A 21,207-nucleotide genomic window follows, 5' to 3' on the forward strand; every position below is an offset into this window, starting at 1 on the left:
TTGCTGTATATGAATTTGGGAAAAGATAAAGATAATAAATAACTATATACATATCATTTTACAATTTTTTAGAATCTTTTCACAATAGTTTAGTGCAAAATTATTGTAAAACATTTTCAATTTTTTGTCCAATTGCACTTTTTCAGTCTAAAAGGCCTTCCTTCTCTAAAAATTCCTTTGCTACGGCTGCTGCTTTTTGATCTTTTACATTGACTTCATAATTCATTTTTCTCATTTGCCCATCTGTCACTTTACCTGCAAGCTTATTTAATATCCGCTCAAGCTCAGGATGCTTTTCCAGTGTTTCCGTCCTTAATAGCGGTGCTCCCTGATAGGGTGGGAATAAACCGAGGTCATCTTCTAATGCCGTTAAATGAAATTGTTGCAGTTCACTGTCTGTCGAATAGGCATCTACTAAGTTAATATCACCAGATTTCACAGCTTGGTAGCGAAGCTTTGGTTCCATCGTCTGAACAGATGGGAAGTAAAGATGATATTTTTTTTGAATACCGCGGTACCCATCTTCCCGATCAGAAAATTCGAGTGTAAATCCAGCCTTCATCTGCTGTTCGACTTTCTTAAGATCAGATATCGTTTTTAAACCAAAGCTTTCAGCTATTTGATCTGGTACCGCTAATGCGTATGTATTATTATAAGCCATCGGTCGAAGCAGCATCAGATCATATTTTTTAAGCAAACCCGTTTCAGCTTGCTGATAGACCGCTTTACGATCTGTACTTTTCGCTTCTTCTTTTAAAAATTCAGCGATAACCGTACCTGTAAACTCTGGATAAAGATCAATCTCTTTGGCCCGAAGAGCATTAAAAACAAATGAGGTTTTGCCAAGACCCGGTTTCAGCTCCACTTGTAAATCGGTGTCTTGTTCAATGAGTAACTTGTACATGTTCATTAATATTTCAGGCTCGCTGCCGAGTTTTCCAGCAATGACAATTGTCTCCTGCTTTGTTTTCATCAGCGACGGCACCATTAGGAGAGCACAAGCAGCAATAACAGCAATCCCCGCCATCGACAATGAGCGTTTAAAGGAAGCTTTTTCAGCTGCCTTTAATATGACATCAAAAAAGATAGCGAGCAGTGCAGCAGGGATCGCTCCCAAAACAATTAAAGAAGCATTGTTACGATCAATGCCGAGCAGAATAATGTCACCAAGCCCGCCTGCTCCAATTAAAGCAGCAAGAGTGGCTGTTCCGACAATTAGCACCATCGCTGTCCGAATTCCTGCCATAATGACTGGCATGGCGAGCGGCAGTTCTACTTTGATTAATTGCTGGTAGCTTTTCATTCCCATGGCTTTGGCCGCTTCAGAAAGTGAAGGATCAACTCCGACAATCCCTGTATATGTATTGCGAAGAATAGGCAGCAAGGCATAAATGACTAATGCAATAATGGCTGGCAGCCGTCCAATTCCAAATATCGGAATCATTAACCCGAGCAGAGCGAGAGATGGGATCGTTTGAAGAACGGCAGTGACGCCAATGATGCTTTCGGCTGCTTTTTTGTGTCTCGTTAAATAAATGCCAAGCGGAATCGCAATGAGAACAGCAAAAAATAAGGAGATGAAAGAAATCTGCACATGCTCGAGCAGAGAACGCCAGACATCCCCTTTTCTCTCATTCAATACATTTATGAAATTATTCATACATCCTTCTCTCCTTTAACACGCCAGATAAATAAGCGAGGGCGGATTGTCTCGTAAGCACTCCAATGATCTGCCCCTCCTTTTCTACTTCAATTTGCTCATCATCCATCAGCTGTTCAATCGCTTCTTCCAATGGCAAATCTGCACTGATTCTCCGTCCTCCTGATTTCTTGTCAGCAATCGGGAGGCTTTCAAGAGCTTGTGCGGCCGTCATGATTTCCTGTGTTAAAGGCCGGGCTGATCCGATAAACTGGTGGACGAATTCGTTGGCTGGATGAGTAAAGATAGTCTTTGGCGTATCGATTTGAACAATTTGCCCTGCCTTCATTAAACAAATGCGGTCACCAAGCTTAAAGGCTTCCTGCATATCATGTGTCACAAATACAATAGTTTTGTTAATTCGTTTTTGCAATGCAAGGATATCGTTCTGCATTTTTTCTCTGCTGACCGGGTCTAAGGCACTGAATGGCTCATCCATTAGTAAAATGTCTGGGTCGGCAGCTAAAGCGCGGGCAACCCCTATACGCTGCTGCTGTCCGCCCGACAACTCTGAAGGCTTTCTCCCTCTGTACGTGTTTGGATGAAGGCCAACCATCGTTAAAAGTTCATCTATCCGCTCTTTTATCTGCGCTCGGCTCCACTTTTTTAATTCAGGAACAACAGCAATGTTTTCTTCAACTGTCATATGCGGAAAAAGAGCGATTTGCTGAAGAACATAACCGATATTCCAGCGTAATTCATGGATATTATAATCACGTATATTTTTATCTCTGATCGTAATCGTCCCATTAGTGGCATCAATTAACCGATTGATCATTTTCAATGTCGTCGTTTTCCCACAGCCGCTTGGACCAGCAAGGATCAGAAATTCTCCTTCCCTTATGTATAAATCAAGAGACTGAACGGCGGCCGTCCCGTCAGGATATTTTTTTGATACGCTGTTAAATTGAATCATATTCATGCCTCTTTCTTCTTTTCTTCCTCATCTTTTCCCTAAATGTCTACTTTAACAAACTTTTCTTCTAAGCAAAATAAAATGCCCATCTGGATAGAATAGATAGGCATGTATTAGAAGAAAACCAACTTATTAGTTTATGGTGAAGAAATCCCTCCATTTGGCAGGCGCTAAAAAAGGGTTGATCCATTACTGACAAATGGTCAATGGCTGCCAGGAAGCCTAATTTCCACTTTCGTCCCGCTTCCTTCTTCGCTTTCGAAAAAGATTTTCCCATTATGATGCTCAATAATTTTAAAGCTAACCATCAATCCTAATCCTGTTCCCTTTTCTTTATTAGAGTAAAAGGGCTCACCTAAATGGGGAATGCGATCTTGAGAAATGCCAATCCCGCTGTCCATCACCTCAATGCAAACAGATCCATCTATTGCCTGTTTTGTTGTGATGGTCACTTTCCCTCCGTTTGGCATCGCTTCAATGGCATTTTTAATTAAATTTAAAATAACTTGCTTCATTTGCTTTTCTTCCACACGGACGAGAGGCAATTCCTTTGCCAGTTCTGAAACTAGCTCTACGCCGTAAAGCAACGCCTCCGGTCCCATAAAGGCAATCGTATCTCGTAAAATATGATTAATATCCTTTTCAATAAAAACCATTTCCTGATTTGGTTTCGCCAGCATTAAAAATTCCTGCATAATTGATTCAATTCTTTCTAGCTCAGACAGGATAATTTCGCTGTATTTATGATGTGTTTCCTGCCCCCATAACTGGGTAAAACCTTTTATAGCTGTCAGCGGATTTCGCACTTCATGGGCAATGCCCGCGGCTAATTGGCCAACAGCGCTTAGCTTATCCCGCTTATTTAATAAAATTTCTTTTTCTTTTAAGCTTGTAATGTCCTGAGTAATCACAATTACACGGTTTTTAAAACGGTTATCAATAATTTTGCGCGAACGAAGCCAGATGATGGACCCATTTTTATGAATCACCTGGTATTCAATTTCTGCCCCTTCACCGTATACCTCTTCAATGGCAAACTTTCTAAACCGTTCCTGGTCTTCCGGGTGGATAACCGCTCGAAATGAGCTTATATCCTCATAAATATCCTCTTTAGGATGGCCAAGTATTTTCTCATAAGAAGGGCTAATGTAATGAAGTTTCTTTGTAAAACGGTCATACACACAAAAAATGTCATTGATGTTTTCTGATATAATCAGAAACCTTTTTTCATTTTCCTTTAATTCTTCGACTTGACGATCTAATAAAAGAGCGGTTTCAATTTTTTTCGTTATGTTTCTTGTTACATAAATAGCGGCAGTAAGTTGTCCGCTTTCATCATGAACGGGTGATGCAGAAACTTCAACATGAAGAAGAGCGCTCTTTTTATTTTGGCGAATGGTCTTGTAGTGTTGAATTCTTTTCCCGTCCTGGAGCTGCTGCTGTAAAAAATTAAATTCTACTTCAAGATGCAAAGGGACAATCGGTAAAAGCTTCCCTTTTATTTCCTGTAATGTCCAGCCGTATTCTTGTTCGAAGGCATCGTTCACCGTGATGACTTTTCCCTCCGAATCTAAAACGTACAAAGGGTCGCAAACAGCCTGTAAAAAAGCGTCACGCCAGCTGTTACATTTAGTTGCTGCTGTATCAGTTGTGATCAATCTTTTTTCATTCGTTTTCACTCTATCCTCTCCCCCTTTCTACTATGTATAAAAATTTCCTTTTTTTCACTAAAAATCTTTCAACAAAAGGTGAGTTTTTATGACAAATGCTTGTCGGAGAAAGAAAAGAGTGCTTTTCACACAATTTCGAGGGAATACACTATAATAAAGACAAACATGTCGTAAAGAAGAGGTGCCGCTATGGAAATGAATCGACTAATGGAACAATTTCAAGGCCGGACACCGGCTATTTTAGGTAGTGAAAATTTCGCAAAGTTTGCTGTTCTTCTACCTCTTGTTGAAAAAGAAGGAGACATTCACGTCTTATTTGAAGTACGTTCATATGAAATGAGACGGCAGCCGGGAGAAGTTTGCTTTCCGGGCGGAAAGTGCGATCCAGAGGATAAAGATGAACGCTTTACGGCTATACGTGAAACATCGGAAGAGCTTGGGATCTCCCCTTCAGCTGTTCACAGCACTTTTCCACTCGATTTCATGCTATCGCCTTTCGGGACAATCATCTTTCCTTTCGTAGGAGTACTGCCAGCAGATCGGCTAAAACCTAATCCAGATGAGGTAGCAGAAGTTTTTACAGTACCGCTTGATTATTTATTAACCGCCGTACCAGACCGTCATTCTGTTCACTTTAAAGTCGAACCGGAAGAAGGCTTTCCTTTTAATTTAATTATCGGCGGTGAGGATTATAACTGGCAGGCTCGTTCTATGGATGAGTACTTTTATTTTTATGAAAACCGAATTATTTGGGGGTTAACGGCTCGCATACTTAAACATTTTATTGAACTCATCAAAGAGTCAGGCATTGCTTCATCGCCCTCCCTGCCTCTTGACAAATCAAGAAAATAATAGATAATTATGAATAATCATAAATACTGAAACGATCGAGGGATTAGTAAACCAGTGAAATGCGTTAGAGAGTGGAACCCACCGGCTGAAAGGTTCCTCGCAGGAAGCTGTTGAACCTGCCCTTATTATGTATCGCTTATGACAACATAGGCCGTTCCCCGCGTTACGGGTTTAAAGTGGGTGCTTTATGCACCAATAAAGGTGGTACCGCGGAACAGCATGCCCTCCGTCCTTTTGTTAGGAGGAGGGGCATGCTGTTTTTTTATATAGACGAAAAGGATGATGGATGGTGAAGAAATCACGGGTTGTTGTGAAAATTGGCAGCAGTTCCCTAACTGACGAGCAAGGTAATATCGTTGAAGAAAAAGTACAGGATCATGTATCTGCTATTGCGAGTCTTCGTGAAAATGGTCATGAAGTGATCGTCGTTTCCTCCGGGGCCATCGCGGCCGGCTTCCGGTCGCTCGGGTATGCGGCCCGTCCGAAAACAGTGGCAGCTAAGCAAGCAGCAGCGGCAGTCGGGCAAAGTCTGCTTATTCAGAAGTATATTTCCCTGCTGGCCCCTTTTAACCTTGTTGCTGCGCAAATGCTTTTAACGAAAGAAGATTTTTACAGCCGAGGGCGCTTTCATAACTTTTACACTTCGATGTCGGAATTGTTAAGAGCGGGCGCTATTCCGATCATTAACGAAAACGATTCGATCTCGATCGAGGAACTTACTTATGGTGATAATGATATGCTGTCGGCCCTTGTGAGCGGCTTTACCCAAGCAAACGCGCTCATTATCCTGACTGACATTGACGGCTTGTATGATAGTAATCCTATTAAAAATCCGACGGCAAAACGGTTTCATTTTATCCCTGAAGTCACAGATGAATTACTGTCTTATGCCGGTGACAGCGGCACTTCTATCGGAACTGGCGGCATGAGGTCAAAGCTGTTGGCAGCAAAAAAAGCATTATCACTCGGCGTGCCGGTATTTGTCGGCAACGGTGCTGGCCAGGAAAAATTAATGGATATTCTGGCTGGCAAAGGCTCCGGCACCTATATTGGCGCTCCTTTTAAAAGCCATATGCAAATGAAAAAACAGTGGCTCGCTCACCACGCAAAGCCGAACGGCGTTATTATTGTGGATGAAGGAGCTGAACAAGCTATTTTATCAAGGGGAAAAAGCTTGCTTCCAGTCGGTGTTTTGGCAGTGGAAGGCTTATTTCACGCGATGGACGTTGTCACAGTCTTAAATGAAAAAAGAGAAGTTCTTGGCAAAGGGCAAGTCTTTTATTCTTCTGCTGATTTAGAGAAAGTAAAAGGCCAGGCCGGTGCACAAGCAAAAATGCATTCAATCAATGAGCGAGCGGAAGTCATTCACCGCGATAATTGGGTGACAACAAAAGTCATGATTTGATTAGAGAATGGAGTGGAAAGAATGGGAGAATTACTTGAAAAAGCGAAGCTGTTAAAGGCAGCTTCTTACCAGATGGGGATGCTAACGGAGACCGAGAAAAACGAGGCACTCGAGCAAATTGCAGAGGCGTTGCTTTCAAATATAGATTTTATTTTACAGGAGAATTCTCAGGACATGGAAGCAGGAACGGCCGCCGGGTTTGCCCCGCCTTTATTAGATCGTCTCAAATTAACAGAAGATCGGATCCGGCAGATGGCGGATGGTGTTCGGCAGTTACTTCACCTAAAAGATCCAGTCGGTGAAGTAACAGAAAAGTGGACGCTGGAGAATGGATTGAATATCCAAACGGTAAGAGTTCCCCTCGGCGTGATCGGCATGGTGTATGAGGCGCGTCCGAATGTCACAGTGGATGCGGCTGCTTTATGTCTAAAAGCGGGCAATGCTGTGCTGCTTCGCGGCAGTTCCTCTGCTGCCCGTTCTAATCTAGCTTTGGCAAAAGTAATGAAGGCTGCTTTACAATCATCCCCTGTTCCAGAAGAGGCCCTGCAGTTGCTTGAGGATACGAGCCGAGAAACAGCGTCTGACATGTTCCGGTTAAACGAATATTTAGATGTGCTCATTCCTCGCGGCGGAGCTGGCTTGATTCAAACAGTCATTAAGCAGGCAACGGTTCCTGTTTTAGAAACAGGTGTCGGCAATTGTCACGTCTATATTGATGAAAGCGCAGAAAAAGAGATGGCCATTGCGATTGCAGAAAATGCCAAGCTCCACCGCCCTTCTGTCTGCAATGCAGCCGAGTCCTTATTAATTCATAAAGATTGGCCGTATCACAAAGAGCTATTGCAGTCGCTTTATGAAAAAGGGATCGAGCTTCGCGGCTCGGATGACCTCGTCAAGGAATTTTCATTTATCAAGCAAGCCTCTGAAGAAGATTGGTCTACAGAGTACCTAGCTCCCATTTTGGCTGTCAAAACAGTAGCAGGCATTCAAGAGGCAATCGCCCACATTCAAACGTACGGGACAAAACACTCGGAAGCGATCGTTTCGGAAAGCAAGGAGCATGTACAGACGTTCTTCCGTGCTATTGACGCTGCTGTTCTTTACCATAATGCGTCTACTCGTTTTACAGACGGAGAACAATTTGGATACGGAGCGGAAATCGGCATTAGCACGCAAAAGCTTCATGCCCGTGGACCGATGGGATTGCGTGCTCTCACAACGGTAAAATCGCTCGTCGAAGGAACGGGGCAAATTAGAAACTAAGCATACGAACCGGCAGCTTCTGAATTTAAGCTGCCGGTTTGAGGCTGTTGACAAACGTTCGCTTTCTTCGTTGCCCATCTGCCTGCGGTGCTCATGACCCTGATGGTCACTCCGCTCCTCGTCAGGTTTCGCGCCTCGAAAGACAAACGTTTTCAACTAGCCTGGGGGATTGAATATAGATTTTGTCTACACATTCTTCCATTATAGAAAAGCCATCTGAATGTAATTACTTTTTTTCAATTTAAACCCTTGTCTGACGAGTGCCTCCCACATAAAGCGATCTAGTGAATAAGGGCTCTTTTCCTGTAGCGTGGCCGCCATTTCCTGGTCTAGGGAAAAAGTGTATAAGTGGTCTTCAATTATAAAAGACACATAGATGACTTCATCATGTTCATTCCAATCAAATAATAAAATGGCTTCTTGTCCCCAATCGTTTAATTGCACTTCCATACAATTCACTACATGATAAAAGTAACTTTCGTTGTCCATCATCTTCGATAGATAGCCTCTCAGCATTGCGGAAGTATTCATCCAACTCCTCCATTCATTTCATTCGCATAGGTTATATAAACTTCCTATTCCCGTTAAGAAGCATTTTAATCAAAAAGCGGCTATTTTCTTTGGCACACAAAAACGGATAAAAAAGAGCTCGAAGCTCCCTTTATCCGTTCGAATGATTCTTATTTTAATTCTTGAATGATCAATTGTTCGCCTTCTTTTTTATAAGTAAACGAAAACTCTGTCCCTTCTTCCATTTGATCAAACTTTTTCATCATGTCACTATTAGGATCCACTTGGAAGGCTTGCGGCTGTCCGTCTACTTCAATTTCTACTGTATGCGGGTCCGCAACGCCATTAAAAGTTCCGTGTGTTTCAATGGCAGCTGCTGTGTCACTGTTTGTTTTCGCTGGTGCTTGTGCTTTCAGTTCTTGAAGGATTAGCTGCTCTCCCTCTTTTTTATAGGTGAATGTAACTTCTGTCCCTTCTTCCATTTGATCAAACTTTTTCATCATGTCACTATCAGGAGCAACCTGGAAGGATTGTGGCTGTCCATTTACTTCAATTTCTACTGTATGCGGATCCGCCACACCATTAAAGGTTCCTTTTGTCTCAGTGACAGCAGCTGGCTGTTGTGTGTTTGAATCCGGCTTCTTCTCGGTACTAGGCGTTGTTTCTTTGTTTGTTTCAGGAGCTTGAGTCGTCTCTTTATCTGCTGGCTCCTGAGTTGTTCCTTCATTTCCCTGCTGTACTTCCGTATCCTGTCCTGATTGTTCAGCTGTTTCCTTTTCAGGCTTGTCCGTTGTCTGTTCTTTCGTTTCTGATTCAGAGCATGCTCCTAATATTCCTCCTGCAAGCACCACGGCTCCCAAGATCATAGACCATTTTTTCATCTCTCTCTCTCCTTTCACTTCCTTGTCTTTCAGCCTACATTGTAACATACATGGAATTTTTCGCTAACTATTTACATAACAAATTAGGAAAAATAGGGCTCAAGAATGAAAGATTTTCAAATTTTGAGAGTATCGCTCTATATTGGTTTCCAACCTCTTATGCTGATCCTTCCTCTCATTTTTCCTGTTCATTTATTCATAAAATAACAGTATAATAATTCGTTGTACAAAGAAATGAGGGTTAAACATGAAACAAACGATTTCACCTGTATTCGATCCATGGGAAGCGTATCTTGATGTGCAGCAAACTGGACAGCTGCAATTGTCTAATGTTGAATTCACGACAACAACACTATGTAATATGAGATGCGCACACTGTGCGGTCGGCTATACATTGCAAACGAAAGATCCTGAGGCGCTGCCTTTTGATCTGTTAAAAAAACGGCTCGATGAAGTACCTGCTTTACGGGCCTTAAGCATTACCGGCGGTGAGCCGATGCTGTCAAAGTCTTCTGTACGCGAATATGTGCTGCCACTATTGAAATATGCTCATGAGCGCGGGGTTTACACTCAGTTAAACTCTAACTTGACGCTAGAGCTGTCCCGTTACGAAGAAATTGCCCCTTATTTGGACGTTCTCCATATTTCTCATAACTGGGGCACAGTAAAAGAGTTTGTAGAAGTAGGATTTGCCAATATGGCGCGCAAACCTTCATTCCAGCAGCGTGAGGCTTTGTTCCAGCGAATGATAGACAACAGCCGTGCATTATCACGGATGGGCGTGATGGTATCGGCCGAAACGATGTTAAATAAAAGCACGCTCCCTTACCTTGAAAAAATTCATCGGCAAATCGTAGATGAAATGGAATGTGCCCGCCATGAAGTTCATCCAATGTACCCAAGTGATTTCGCGAGCTCTCTTGAATCGCTTTCTCTTGATGAAATCAGGGAAGCTATCCACCGGTTGCTCGATGCTCGTGATCCAAGCGTGTGGATGTTATTTGGGACTCTTCCTTTTTATGCTTGTCAGCCAGATGAACAGACACACCAGCTGCTAAAACGACTGCGCACAGAGAAGAATGTGACAGTGCGCAATGATCCAGACGGCCGCTCCCGTCTAAACGTTAATATTTTTAATGGAGAAATTATTGTAACTGACTTTGGCGATGCACCTCCTTTAGGCAATATCCAAACGACTGCTTTACAGCAAGCTTATGAAACGTGGAATCAATCGCGCCTCGCTTCTGAGCTTAATTGCCATTGTTCAGGTGTTCAATGTCTCGGCCCTAACATTCTCGTTAAAAATGCTTACTATCCAAACGTCGATTTTACGAATAAGGCAGCAGTTATAGCTAAATAAAAAAGAGGAGATTCCAGAATATATTTTTTGGAATCTCCTCTTTTGCTTTATACTCCCTACTTTAAATTCTTCAGAATAACAGAAATATTCCATTCCATCATCTCAATATACGAATCTCCCTCTTCTCCAGGTTTGCCAAGAGAATCTGTGAACAAGGTGCCGCCAATCGGAATCCCTGTTTCTTTGGAGACCATTTCCATGCTGCGAGGGTCTACGCTCGTTTCTACAAACAAAGAGGGTAAGTCTTTCGATTTAATTAAATCGACTATTTCTTTTACTTGTTGCGGCGTTCCTTGATTTTCCGAATTAATCTCCCAAATATAGCCTGCTTCAAAGCCGTAAGCAGCACTAAAATATTTAAAGGCTCCTTCACTCGTTACTAAAAAGCGCTGTTCTCTTGGTATTTGGTTAAAATCGGCTACGGCCTCCTTATGAAGCTGCTCTAGCTTTAAAATATAGTCTTCCGCATTCTTTTTATAAATATCGGCGTTGTCCGGGTCTACTTGAACGAGAGCATCTCTAGCATTTTTTGCATACTGAATACCGTTGCGAATATCAAGCCATGCATGGGGATCCTCTTCCCCTTCATGGCCTTTTGATGTTAAATACCTTGGTTCCACTCCTGTGCTAAGACGAAAGACATTCCCATCCTTCTCTGATTTTCCAGCTGTTTCAAGCAGCTTCTTAAACCACGAGTTCCCTGCTTCAAGATTTAATCCATTGTAAAATACAACATCTGCATCGGTTGTTTTTTGGATATCAAGCGGAAGCGGGTCATATTCATGGGGATTGGATCCGACCGGCGCCAAACTATGAATCTCTACCCGGTCACCCCCAATATTTTTCACAATGTCATATAAAATAGAATACGTCGTAACAACTTGAAGTTTTTCTCCCTTGTTCATGTTAGTCTTTTTCTCTTCTTTCCCGCATCCAGAAAGAAGTGCTATCGCCAAAAGACCCGTTATAAAGAATGTAAATAGCTGTCTCATCCTTATTCTCCTTTGAGTTTCTCATATTAATGAGGCTTTTTTTCTTCTTATTTTTAATGAACGCCAGACTATTCCCTGCTTAGGTGAAAAAGCAAAGGTGATTAAAAACAGCAAGGTCGATACTAAAACGATCGTAGCCCCAGAAGCAAGATTGTAAGTAAAGCTAAAGTACAATCCGATAACAGAAGCTGCTACTCCCAATCCAGCAGAAAGGTAAATCATGATCCATAACCGGTTTGTTAGCAAGTAAGCTGTTGCAGCTGGTGTAATGAGCATGGCGACTACGAGGACGATTCCGACCGTTTGCAACGAAGCGACAGTTACCATCGTAAGCAGCGTCATCAAAAAATAATGAATCACTTTAACAGGAAGGCCGTACGCTGCCGACATTGTCGGATCAAAAGAAGTGATGAGCAATTCTTTATAAAACAGATAGATAGAAACAAGAACAAAAATCCCAATCCCAAATGTGGTCCACATATCTGAAGAGCGTACAGCCAGCACATTGCCAAATAAGATATGATATAAATCGGTGCTGCTCTTCATAAAAGTAATGAGAATAATCCCTAAGGCAAAAGCAAAGGTGAACATGATGCCAATGGAAATATCATTTTTAATCCGGCTGTTTTGGCTCACAAAACCAATTCCCATCGCTGTTACGACGCCTGAAATGACCGCTCCGATAAAAAAGTTGATGCCAAGCATATAGGCGATCGCCACTCCGGGAAGAACCGCATGAGAGATAGCATCCCCCATCAGCGCCATCCCCCTTAAAATGATAAAGCACCCTACTGTCCCGCATATAATGCCCACCATGACGGAAGTCAACAATGCTTTTTGTAAGAAGCCGTAATGAATAACCGCTTCGATAAAGCTCATCACATCTCTACCCCCAATTGGTTTAGAAAAGAAAACTGGCCAGAATAAGCTTTAGAGAGCATATCTGCCCGCCACACTTGATCAACGGTTCCGAAGCCAATCAGTTCTTTATTTAACAAAATCAGCTGATCAAAGTAGTCGTTTACTTTACTTAAATCATGATGAACGACGAGGATGGTTTTCCCTTCCTGCTTTAAGTCTTTTAAAATCGCCACAATCGCTTCTTCACTCGCTGCATCGATCCCGACAAACGGTTCATCTAGAAAGAAGATTTGCGCCTTTTGTGCGAGAGCACGTGCTAAAAATACCCGCTGCTGCTGGCCTCCAGAAAGTTCACCAATTTGACGGTTTTTAAAACTTTCCATTCCGACTCTTTGTAAGCAGTGTAACGCCCAGTCTTTGTCTTGCTTCTTTGGCCGTTTGAACCAGCCTAACTTTGGATACGCCCCCAGTAGAACCGTATCCAAAACGGTGATGGGAAAGTCCCAATCGATGTTGCTTCTTTGTGGCACGTAAGCCACCGCCTTTCTTTGTTCCTGAAAGCTTCTTCCGTATACTTGGACGTTTCCTTTATCTTTTGGAATCAAGTTCAACAAAGCTTTTAAAAGAGTAGATTTCCCTGCACCGTTCGGGCCGATGATGCCGACCAAGTTTCCAGGTTTGATCGCAAAGCTGATATCACTGATCGCTTCATTTCCATGATAAGAGACGAATAAATCCTTCACTGTCAACGCCTCATTCATATCCATTCTCCTTCCGTTGTTTTCTGAATACAGAATGCCAAAAAATGATTTCATGCCAGTAAGAGTTATTTACTTACTGCTATTTTGTTTCCTTAGGGCAAAATTTTATTTAAAAAAAATGATCTTCTGTTATAAGACTACTTTATGCAATGAAGAAAAAAACGACATATGTGTACAACCAATATTTTTTCCTTAATACAAAAATTAAAGTATAATCAAACTTCTGTCAATGCTTTTAGCATAGAAAAATACACCATCCTTATTTGTGGATGGTGTATGCAAAAACCATTAAATTTTCCATCTGCTTTTAATAATCCCGGCTTCTCGCAGTGTATCGTACACAATCACGACGGCTGGACCAACAAAAAAGCCGATAAACCCAAGCAGTTTGAACCCAATAAACAGGCTGATCAAAGCGGCCAGAGGGGAAATGCCCATATTGCTTGAAAATACTTTTGGCTCCAAGATTCTCCGTACTACCGTGATGACAATAAACAGGACGATCAAACCGAAGCCTAGAAATTGATTTTCTTGGAAAAAACAAACGATTGCCCACGGAACGAGCACCGAGCCTGTGCCTAAGATGGGAAGAATATCAACAAAAACAATCAGAATAGATAAAAGCAAAGCGTACGGGACTTTTAAAATAGCTAGTCCGATAAACGCCATCATAAAGGTGACGATGCTTAGGAAGATTTGTGCTTTAATAAAACCAATGCCAGCACGATTCAACTGAGCAGTAATTAAATACAACTTTTCTTTCGTCGTTTCCCTCAAATGCCGTTCTGTTTTAATCCGCAGCCGTGACAGTTCTAAACTAAATAAAAATACTGCAATTAAATAGACTAAAAACTCGATTAAAAATCCCGGTATCGCGGCGGCCAGCCCAAACAGCCACTCAACGATTCCCTGCAGCATACTCGTGACAGACTGCAGCGTGTTTTCGATTGTTTTTTCAAACGATTGAAAAACATCAACCGGCAGTGATTTGAAGTATTGCTGCGATTGGTCAATAAATCCCTTTAATGACTCTTTATAAAAGTCGTTAGCAAAAGGCGGCCCCTTTTCTGCGAGCGTGACGGCCTGATCGATGACGAGCTTCACGATAAACCAGACGAACAAGGCAATAAAAAGCAGATAGAGGATAAAGGTGGCGAGCACGGCCCGAAAGCGCGGCCATTTAAAACGCATCATGAACCACTTGACAGAATTCTCAAGCAGGATCGCCGTAATCAATGCCAGTAGAAATGGCAATGAGTATGGAATTAAATAGATTGTGATGATGATTAAAGCGGCTGTAATGATCCATCTTCTTATCATTGGTTTATCTACTGCTCCTTACTTCAATGACTCCTTACGTGTAGTTACTATAATAAACCATTTCTTTGGGAAAAGTCACTTTTTAAGCTAGCCGTAAAGTGTTTTTATAAAGATTGGCCCGTGACAAACTAAGAGAATAAGTGATAATATGAACTATTATTTCAAGTATACAAAGAGGTGGAAAACCATGAATAAAAGAGTAGAGAAAGCAACATTTGCAGGCGGCTGTTTCTGGTGTATGGTCAAACCGTTTGATCAATGGGACGGTGTGCATGAAGTTATTTCCGGCTATACGGGCGGCCATACGATAAATCCAACATATGAGCAAGTGAAAAGCGGAACGACCGGCCATTTAGAGGCCGTACAAATCACATATGATCCTGCTGTTATTTCCTATCAAACGATGTTGGATTTGTATTGGCCGCAAATTGATCCGACAGATGATGGCGGCCAGTTTCAGGATCGCGGCGATTCCTATCGGGCGGCGATCTTTTATCATACACCCGCGCAACAGGAGCTGGCAGAAGCCTCCAAAAGAGAGATTGAGGAGAGTGGAAGATTTCAAAAGCCTATCGTCACCCGCATCTTGCCGGCTGCCCCATTCTATCCAGCAGAGGATTATCATCAAGACTTCTATAAAAAGAATCCTGATGAATACAAAGCAGACCGCCAGAAATCAGGTCGGGATGAATTTATTCAAGAACACTGGACAGAAGAAGATAGTAAGCAGTAAAACAGGATGATATGATAGAGGCAGCACAACAATAGGGAGATTGAAATACGAATGGGTACAAACCTTGCAAAATACGAAAAAGTGATGAATTACATTAAAAAAGCGATCTCAAGCGGCGATTGGCCGATCGGCAGTAAAATTCCGAGCCAGCGCAAACTGGCCGAGCTGCTGTCGGTTAACCGCTCTACAATTGTTACCGCGCTTGAAGAGCTAAAAGCAGAGGGATTAATTGAAGGTGTGATGGGAAAAGGCACGATGGTTGTAAATAATACGTGGACCTTGCTTGCAGCCAGCCCCCCTTCCTGGGACGAATCGGCGCCGCTGTCTTTCCCTAAATCAGTGCCTTCCCCTGTTTTGGAAACAGATGAAATAAAAGCACCAGACCATTTAATTGAACTAAGCAAGGGCGAACTCGCACAGGATATTTTTCCAAAGGATAATATGCAGCAAGTCATGATGCGTCTTGCTCAAAGCTTAGAGCCCTTCGGATACGAGGAACCAAAAGGGTATCTTCCGCTAAGACAGGCAATCAGTGATTATATGAAAAAACAAGGAACCAATGTTTCCCCCGATTCGATTTTAATTGTCTCCGGAGCGATTCAAGGATTGCAATTAATCGCTGCTGGCCTTTTGCATAAAGGATCGACCGTTTTTCTGGAAAAGCCGTCTTATCTGTATTCCCTTCATATTTTTCAATCGGCCGGCATGAACTTATCCGGCTTGCCGATGGATGAAGAAGGACTGCAGCCCGCTCCCCTTGCTAAAAAGGCGATGGACGGCCCCTCTTCGATTTTGTATACGATCCCCTGTTTCCATAATCCGACCGGCATCTTAATGTCGGAAGCACGCCGAAAAGAGCTGCTCGATATTTGTGCGGAAAAGCGGCTCCCAATTATTGAAGATGATATTTATCGAGAGCTTTGGATCGACAGTCCGCCTCCGCCTACACTGCAGTCACTCGACTCAAACGGCCATGTGCTGTACATTGGGAGCTTTTCAAAAACCCTCACGCCTGGCCTTCGCATCGGCTGGATTGCAGGAGCAGAACCAGTCATTGACCGGTTAGCGGAAATGAAAAAGCAAACGGACTATGGTTCCAGTTCCCTCTCCCAGCTTGTAGCAGCTGAATGGATTTCGAGCGGTTTGTACGAGCAACACTTGTCTTTCGTCCGTGAAGAATTAAAGAAAAGGCGAACTGCTGCCCTAAACGTGTTAAATCAATATATGAGCGATCTTGCCGAATGGGACGTTCCGGCCGGCGGCTTCTTAATTTGGCTGCGAATAAAAAAGAATGTCCAATTAAAGGATATGCATCAAAAAGCGTATAAAGCAGGAATTTCATTGAACATGGGCAGCATTTACACAGAAGAGTCCGTTCAAGCGATTCGGCTTTCCTACGGCTACGCTTCCATTGAAGAGTTTGAACAAGGCATTATAAAATTACGGGAAATCATCCTTGAGGACAACTAACATAAGATTGATTGAAAAATTAGGTGATAATAATGGATTTTAAAATACACTACTTATCCTTCTTTTTGATCCGGGTAGATGATAAAGAAGAAAACAAACGGGCCCAGCACTTTCGCACCCTCAATGAGGAAGAATATGAAAGCAGCCCACTCAAAGACTTTCTTGACGGGGAATTTACAAAGATCGTAAAACGCAAGGCCGAACGCCATCCAAAAGCCGAACAAGTGCCGACAAAAATCGGCTTTTTCACAGCAGAACCGGGCCATGACTTAACGTCAAACCCGAACTATAACTTATTCGCTAAAGCCCGTGCTGCTTTTTCACTGTTAGAATTTCAAGAAGCGAGTGAACAATTCGCCACGCTTTACACACAAACGAGTGCCGCACGCGGCGGGGTGTTCATCGTCGCAAAAGCGCAATTAAGAAAATATTTTGATGACCCCTTTGTTTTTGTTTTAAAATGTGACTTTGAGCCGAAAGTAGCTTCCATTTCGGATGCCTCCTCCCTTATCGAGCACGTAGAACTGGCGATTACAACCAAAAACATGAAATCGATTCAGTACCCTTACATGCCCGAAGAAGGAATGATCGAAGAAGGCGAACTGAAAATCCATCAGGCTTCCCACGCCCGCTACTTTGAGGATTTCTTAAAATACGTCGGCTACGAACAATCGATGCCTGAAATCGTCAAAACGCAAGTGATGGACTTCGTACGGGAAACGGTGATTGAAGACTTGGAAGATGAAAGCCCTGAAAGAGCCGAATTTGAACAAGCGATGGAAGTCTGGGCGGAAAGCCCGAAACGGGAGCTGCAGGAGCGTTTTTCAACCGAAGAAATCGTAGAAGCTGCCAGCCGCATGGTCGAGCATACACCTGAATTGGAGCTGAAAATGAAGCTGGACCATATGGGCGTCAAAGCGATGCTGTCGGACTTCGGGGAGTCGGTTCATTTGGCTAAAATCGGCGACCGTTATGTCGTTCTGATGGAAGCTGATTCGGTGATATTTGAGAAAGGCTTCTCTCCTATTGAGTTTCATAAGCCTGAGGAGTTTGATGAAGTGGTTGAGCGGATTCGGGAGAAGCATGGAAGCTTTTCGAGGTGATACGTGTGATCGCTATTTCTATTAGAAAAGAGGCTTATTCAAGCATCTGCAACCGTTTATGTGATCAAAAATGCGATCAAAATTTATGTTCTAAACATCTTGGTAAGGAATTCCTTTAATTAAATATACTTAAAATATTAAATTAAAAAGACAGTGAGTTATCTTTGCTTACTGTCTTTTCTGACTTTCATAGCTATTTAACTTTGGAAATAGTAGGAGTAAACTCGCCTCAAAAACTTCAATTCATTCTTTAGAAAATGAATAAAAATTTTTACATGAAGGGCTTTATTCAAAAGAGTGGGAGGAATAAAAAGAGGCCGCTCTGTATTAAAGAGCGGCCTGCTTTATCAGTTGCTATCATTATTTTAAACAACTGATTTTCTCTTATAATTGTTACCACACTCTACATGTCCAGAGTGTATGTGGCAACACATGAGTGCCGGTGGGTTTAATTAAATATCTAGGTTCCTATTCCAGTGGAATCTAGCTGTTTTTCTAATACATATTCAACTTTTCTCTTTTTAGCCTGAGTAAAAAATTTCACATAAAACATGATGGGACCTAACTAGCTTAAAATATAAAAGCCTGTGAAATTTCACGACAAAATTTCACAGGCTTTTTCATTTTAGAGGATTGTTTTATCCCAGCCGCTACCTTATAAATTAAATTTACATTTATTCAAATACAGCTACTAAGCGGCCTTTTACTTCATGGTTTTTCAGTTTTTCGATGCCTTTGTCGATTTCTTCGAATGGGATAGTGATGAGATTCGGATTCATTTTTCCAGTAGCGAAGCAATCATATACACCTTTTAAGTCTTCTACTGACCCACCATTACTTCCTAAAAGCTTAATTTCTTTTGTAATCATTAAATACGTGTTGATATTTGATTCTAATTTACCCATACCAACAATGACAACTGTTCCTTGAACTTTTACAGCTTCTAATGCATCAGAAGTTGTTTGTCCAAAACCGGCAAAGTCAACAATGACATCGCATTCTGCTTCTTTCATATCTAGAACAGTATCGTAAACTTTATTAGCTCCTAGTTCTTCAGCAAGTTTTCGAGCTTCTGGAGATACATCTGTAGCGTATACTTCACAACCTTTAATTAATGCCATTTGTAAGGCAAATTGACCAAGTCCACCGATACCGATAATTCCTAATTTTGTACCTTCTTTTGCTTGTCCAATACTGAAAAGAGCTCGATACGCTGTAATTCCTGCATCTGTTGAAGCTGCCCCTTCTACAAAGGAAACGCTATCAGGAATGATCACACATTGGTGAGCAGGAACACGCACTTTTTCTGCATATCCTCCGTCATAGTTGTACCCAGCAGTTATTTTCGTTGCTCGATCCATTGGGTTAGCCCCAACGCGGTCTCCAACTTTAATACCTTCTACACCTTCCCCCACTTCAATAACAACCCCAGCAAACTCATGCCCCATAATAACAGGACCATTTGGGAAAAGTGGCATCCAACCTGGATCTTGTAATGCTGCAACGTCCGAATGGCATAAACCAGCAGCTTTCACGTCTATCACAACGTGACCTGGAATCGCTTTTGGATCTTCTTTTTCAATCAATTCTAGTGGTTTATTTGTACCTGAAAATTGCCAACCTCTCATACTATCTCCTCCAAATTGTTTTAATATATCGGATTAATTAATAACTCAAAAAATAAACTCTTAATATTTCAGTCCAATCTAGCTTTTTAGCCAGCTTCATGGACTCATTATTCAATAAATTAAACGTTGTATAATGCTCCATCGACCGTGAATGAAGATGAACTAACATAAGTAGCTTCATCAGAAAGTAAGAAAGCAATCACGTTAGCTACTTCTTCAGGTTCACCGTAGCGTTTCATTGGCACCGCATCGTTATAAGCTGCTTGTGCTGCTTCTGCTGCACCTGGTGCAACTTTTGATTCAATATTACGCATCATTTGTGTATTAATAACTCCCGGGTTTACTGTGTTCACACGTACATTATATGGAGCAGCTTCTAACGCGGCTACTTTATTCATACCCATTAATGCATGTTTCGACGAATTATATAGCATCATTTGTGGTGAACCAATTAGTCCTGCTACTGAAGCAGTATTTACAATTGATCCTGCTTTCTGTTGTTTCATGATTGGTAATACATATTTTAAACCGTAGAAAGCACCTTTTACGTTAATGCTATATACGAAATCGAAATCTTGTTCCGTTATTTCTTCTATACTTTTTGCTGGACCTTCTACCCCTGCATTATTTGCAAATCCATCAATACGGCCGAACTTTTCCATAATTTGCTCAACATAATTCTTTACTTCTGCTTCTTTAGAAACATCTGCCTTTAAAGTTAGAACGCGATCTTCACCTAAGTTAAGTTCCTCTGCAACCGCTTTCACAGCAGCTTCATTTAAATCCACAAGGGTTAACTTTGCACCTTCACTTGCAAGTTTACGAGCAATTTCTTTTCCTATGCCTCCAGCAGCACCTGTAATAATTACGACTTTGTTTTCAAATCTCATATTTAATACCCCCTCTAAAGATTTTGATTATATTTAAAGTGTAATCGCTTTTACACTTTGTACACAATCCTTAACATTTGCTATAATGTCGAAGAAGCCAACACTTTCGATCAATCTGTCGAATAATAGGAGAGGAATATGATGAAATCCAATTCCACCCAAGCTTTAAGAACCAAGAGTTTCTTAAAAAAGGCATTTATTGAAATGGTACATAAGAAAGGATTTAGTACTGTTACGGTGAAGGACGTGGTTGATTATGCTCAATATAATCGAACAACCTTTTATGTGTACTATCAAAACATATACGATCTTGTCGAAGAGTTAATGGATGAAATGTTTGAAGCCATACAGTATTACAGCATGTCGAAATACCAAAGCGATAGACGGGTAAAAGTAAAGGAGTTGACAACAAACTCTTTCGATTTGTTGTATTACATTTACGATAACCGTGATTACTTCACACTACTACTTTTAGAAGATACGTTACCATACATACACCAGCAACTGCCTGAAGCGATTTTTAATTTACTAAAATCTAAATTCGATATTCAATACGGAGTGTCGTTTGTCGATGATCATTCCCAAAAGCGCTATATGGCCTATGGTACGGCGGGATTAATTACGGACTGGATTGCGAAGGATTTTGATGTGACACCTGGTGAAATGACAGAACGCCTCATTCGTATTTTAAATACATTTGCAAACGGTTTTGTCATAAAAGAAATCGACACTTAATAATACCTTCACAAGCAAAAAAGAACGAATTCCACTAAAATTGGAACTCGTTTTTTAATATATTTGTGTTAGCTCCAACCAAATGACAGCTTCGCAATGGGTTGTATACGGGAACAATCTTCCCCATTTTGACCGTTCATCATTTCTAGATCTGTTCA

Annotated in this window: 19 protein-coding genes; 8 read left to right on the forward strand and 11 right to left on the reverse strand. The window is 41.7% G+C overall.

Annotation, left to right across the window (positions count from 1 at the left end):
- Window positions 1-142: 142 nt before the first annotated feature.
- The 3 genes from A8F95_RS13750 to A8F95_RS13760 form a co-directional block, all read right to left on the reverse strand.
- Complete coding sequence (locus A8F95_RS13750; RefSeq protein WP_065411019.1) at window positions 143-1,660, reverse strand: ABC transporter permease/substrate-binding protein; 1,518 nt, start codon at window positions 1,658-1,660, stop codon at window positions 143-145.
- Window positions 1,653-2,615 (reverse strand): ABC transporter ATP-binding protein, encoded by a 963-nt coding sequence (locus A8F95_RS13755; protein ID WP_065411020.1) that lies wholly within the window; start codon window positions 2,613-2,615, stop codon window positions 1,653-1,655. The genes A8F95_RS13750 and A8F95_RS13755 overlap by 8 nt, the downstream gene beginning before the upstream one ends.
- A 203-nt stretch (window positions 2,616-2,818) precedes the next feature.
- Complete coding sequence (locus A8F95_RS13760; RefSeq protein ID WP_065411021.1) at window positions 2,819-4,294, reverse strand: PAS domain S-box protein; 1,476 nt, start codon at window positions 4,292-4,294, stop codon at window positions 2,819-2,821.
- Between the two features lie 180 nt (window positions 4,295-4,474).
- Between A8F95_RS13760 and A8F95_RS13765 the strand changes: the two genes are divergently transcribed.
- The 3 genes from A8F95_RS13765 to A8F95_RS13775 all read left to right on the forward strand — a co-directional run bounded on the left by A8F95_RS13765 (window position 4,475) and on the right by A8F95_RS13775 (window position 7,805).
- On the forward strand, window positions 4,475-5,137 hold the full coding sequence (locus tag A8F95_RS13765) for an NUDIX hydrolase (RefSeq protein WP_065411022.1): 663 nt from the start codon (window positions 4,475-4,477) through the stop codon (window positions 5,135-5,137).
- A gap of 289 nt (window positions 5,138-5,426) precedes the next feature.
- Window positions 5,427-6,542, forward strand: a complete 1,116-nt coding sequence (gene proB / locus A8F95_RS13770) for a glutamate 5-kinase (RefSeq protein ID WP_065411345.1) — start codon at window positions 5,427-5,429, stop codon at window positions 6,540-6,542.
- Window positions 6,543-6,563: 21 nt separating this feature from the next.
- Window positions 6,564-7,805: a glutamate-5-semialdehyde dehydrogenase gene (locus A8F95_RS13775; protein ID WP_065411023.1), complete on the forward strand. Its 1,242-nt coding sequence runs from the start codon at window positions 6,564-6,566 to the stop codon at window positions 7,803-7,805.
- Window positions 7,806-8,006: 201 nt separating this feature from the next.
- Here the strand turns inward: A8F95_RS13775 and A8F95_RS13780 are convergent, their stop codons facing one another.
- Both A8F95_RS13780 and A8F95_RS13785 read right to left on the reverse strand, forming a co-directional pair.
- The gene (locus tag A8F95_RS13780) at window positions 8,007-8,336 is read right to left on the reverse strand and encodes a hypothetical protein (protein WP_065411024.1); all 330 of its coding nucleotides are present in this window, start codon (window positions 8,334-8,336) and stop codon (window positions 8,007-8,009) included.
- A gap of 149 nt (window positions 8,337-8,485) precedes the next feature.
- Window positions 8,486-9,196 (reverse strand): hypothetical protein, encoded by a 711-nt coding sequence (locus A8F95_RS13785; RefSeq protein ID WP_065411025.1) that lies wholly within the window; start codon window positions 9,194-9,196, stop codon window positions 8,486-8,488.
- Between the two features lie 247 nt (window positions 9,197-9,443).
- Between A8F95_RS13785 and yfkAB the strand changes: the two genes are divergently transcribed.
- Window positions 9,444-10,556: a radical SAM/CxCxxxxC motif protein YfkAB gene (gene yfkAB, locus A8F95_RS13790; protein ID WP_065411026.1), complete on the forward strand. Its 1,113-nt coding sequence runs from the start codon at window positions 9,444-9,446 to the stop codon at window positions 10,554-10,556.
- A 56-nt stretch (window positions 10,557-10,612) separates the two neighbouring features.
- On the opposite strand, the gene A8F95_RS13795 is transcribed toward yfkAB, so the two are convergent.
- The 4 genes from A8F95_RS13795 to ytvI form a co-directional block, all read right to left on the reverse strand.
- Window positions 10,613-11,548 (reverse strand): metal ABC transporter substrate-binding protein, encoded by a 936-nt coding sequence (locus tag A8F95_RS13795; protein ID WP_065411027.1) that lies wholly within the window; start codon window positions 11,546-11,548, stop codon window positions 10,613-10,615.
- 21 nt (window positions 11,549-11,569) lie between these two features.
- Window positions 11,570-12,427 (reverse strand): metal ABC transporter permease, encoded by an 858-nt coding sequence (locus A8F95_RS13800; protein ID WP_065411028.1) that lies wholly within the window; start codon window positions 12,425-12,427, stop codon window positions 11,570-11,572.
- Window positions 12,427-13,170 carry a metal ABC transporter ATP-binding protein gene (locus A8F95_RS13805; RefSeq protein WP_065411029.1) on the reverse strand — a complete coding sequence of 248 codons (744 nt, stop codon included), beginning with the start codon at window positions 13,168-13,170 and terminating at the stop codon, window positions 12,427-12,429. Before A8F95_RS13805 ends, A8F95_RS13800 begins: the two co-directional genes overlap by 1 nt.
- Window positions 13,171-13,458: 288 nt before the next feature.
- Window positions 13,459-14,490, reverse strand: coding sequence for a sporulation integral membrane protein YtvI (gene ytvI, locus A8F95_RS13810; protein WP_077247375.1), 1,032 nt, complete (start codon window positions 14,488-14,490; stop codon window positions 13,459-13,461).
- Between the two features lie 187 nt (window positions 14,491-14,677).
- Here ytvI and msrA point away from each other — a divergent pair, with 187 nt between their 5' ends.
- Genes msrA through A8F95_RS13825 form a run of 3 tightly spaced genes read left to right on the forward strand, consistent with a single transcriptional unit; the run spans window position 14,678 to window position 17,796 of the window.
- Complete coding sequence (gene msrA / locus A8F95_RS13815; protein WP_065411030.1) at window positions 14,678-15,223, forward strand: peptide-methionine (S)-S-oxide reductase MsrA; 546 nt, start codon at window positions 14,678-14,680, stop codon at window positions 15,221-15,223.
- Between the two features lie 51 nt (window positions 15,224-15,274).
- Window positions 15,275-16,693 (forward strand): MocR-like pyridoxine biosynthesis transcription factor PdxR, encoded by a 1,419-nt coding sequence (gene pdxR / locus A8F95_RS13820; RefSeq protein WP_065411031.1) that lies wholly within the window; start codon window positions 15,275-15,277, stop codon window positions 16,691-16,693.
- A 32-nt stretch (window positions 16,694-16,725) separates the two neighbouring features.
- Complete coding sequence (locus tag A8F95_RS13825; RefSeq protein ID WP_065411032.1) at window positions 16,726-17,796, forward strand: DUF3900 domain-containing protein; 1,071 nt, start codon at window positions 16,726-16,728, stop codon at window positions 17,794-17,796.
- Window positions 17,797-18,470: 674 nt separating this feature from the next.
- Here A8F95_RS13825 and A8F95_RS13830 read toward each other — a convergent pair.
- Window positions 18,471-19,424 (reverse strand): zinc-binding dehydrogenase, encoded by a 954-nt coding sequence (locus A8F95_RS13830; protein WP_065411033.1) that lies wholly within the window; start codon window positions 19,422-19,424, stop codon window positions 18,471-18,473.
- Window positions 19,425-19,543: 119 nt separating this feature from the next.
- A complete protein-coding gene (locus A8F95_RS13835; RefSeq protein WP_065411034.1) occupies window positions 19,544-20,314 on the reverse strand; it encodes an SDR family NAD(P)-dependent oxidoreductase in 771 nt (256 codons plus the stop codon).
- Between the two features lie 138 nt (window positions 20,315-20,452).
- Between A8F95_RS13835 and A8F95_RS13840 the strand changes: the two genes are divergently transcribed.
- A complete protein-coding gene (locus A8F95_RS13840) occupies window positions 20,453-21,049 on the forward strand; it encodes a TetR/AcrR family transcriptional regulator (protein WP_077247376.1) in 597 nt (198 codons plus the stop codon).
- The last annotated feature ends 158 nt before the right edge of the window (window positions 21,050-21,207 follow it).

It is taken from the genome of Pseudobacillus wudalianchiensis, assembly GCF_001685015.1.
GTDB lineage: Bacteria > Bacillota > Bacilli > Bacillales > Domibacillaceae > Pseudobacillus > Pseudobacillus wudalianchiensis.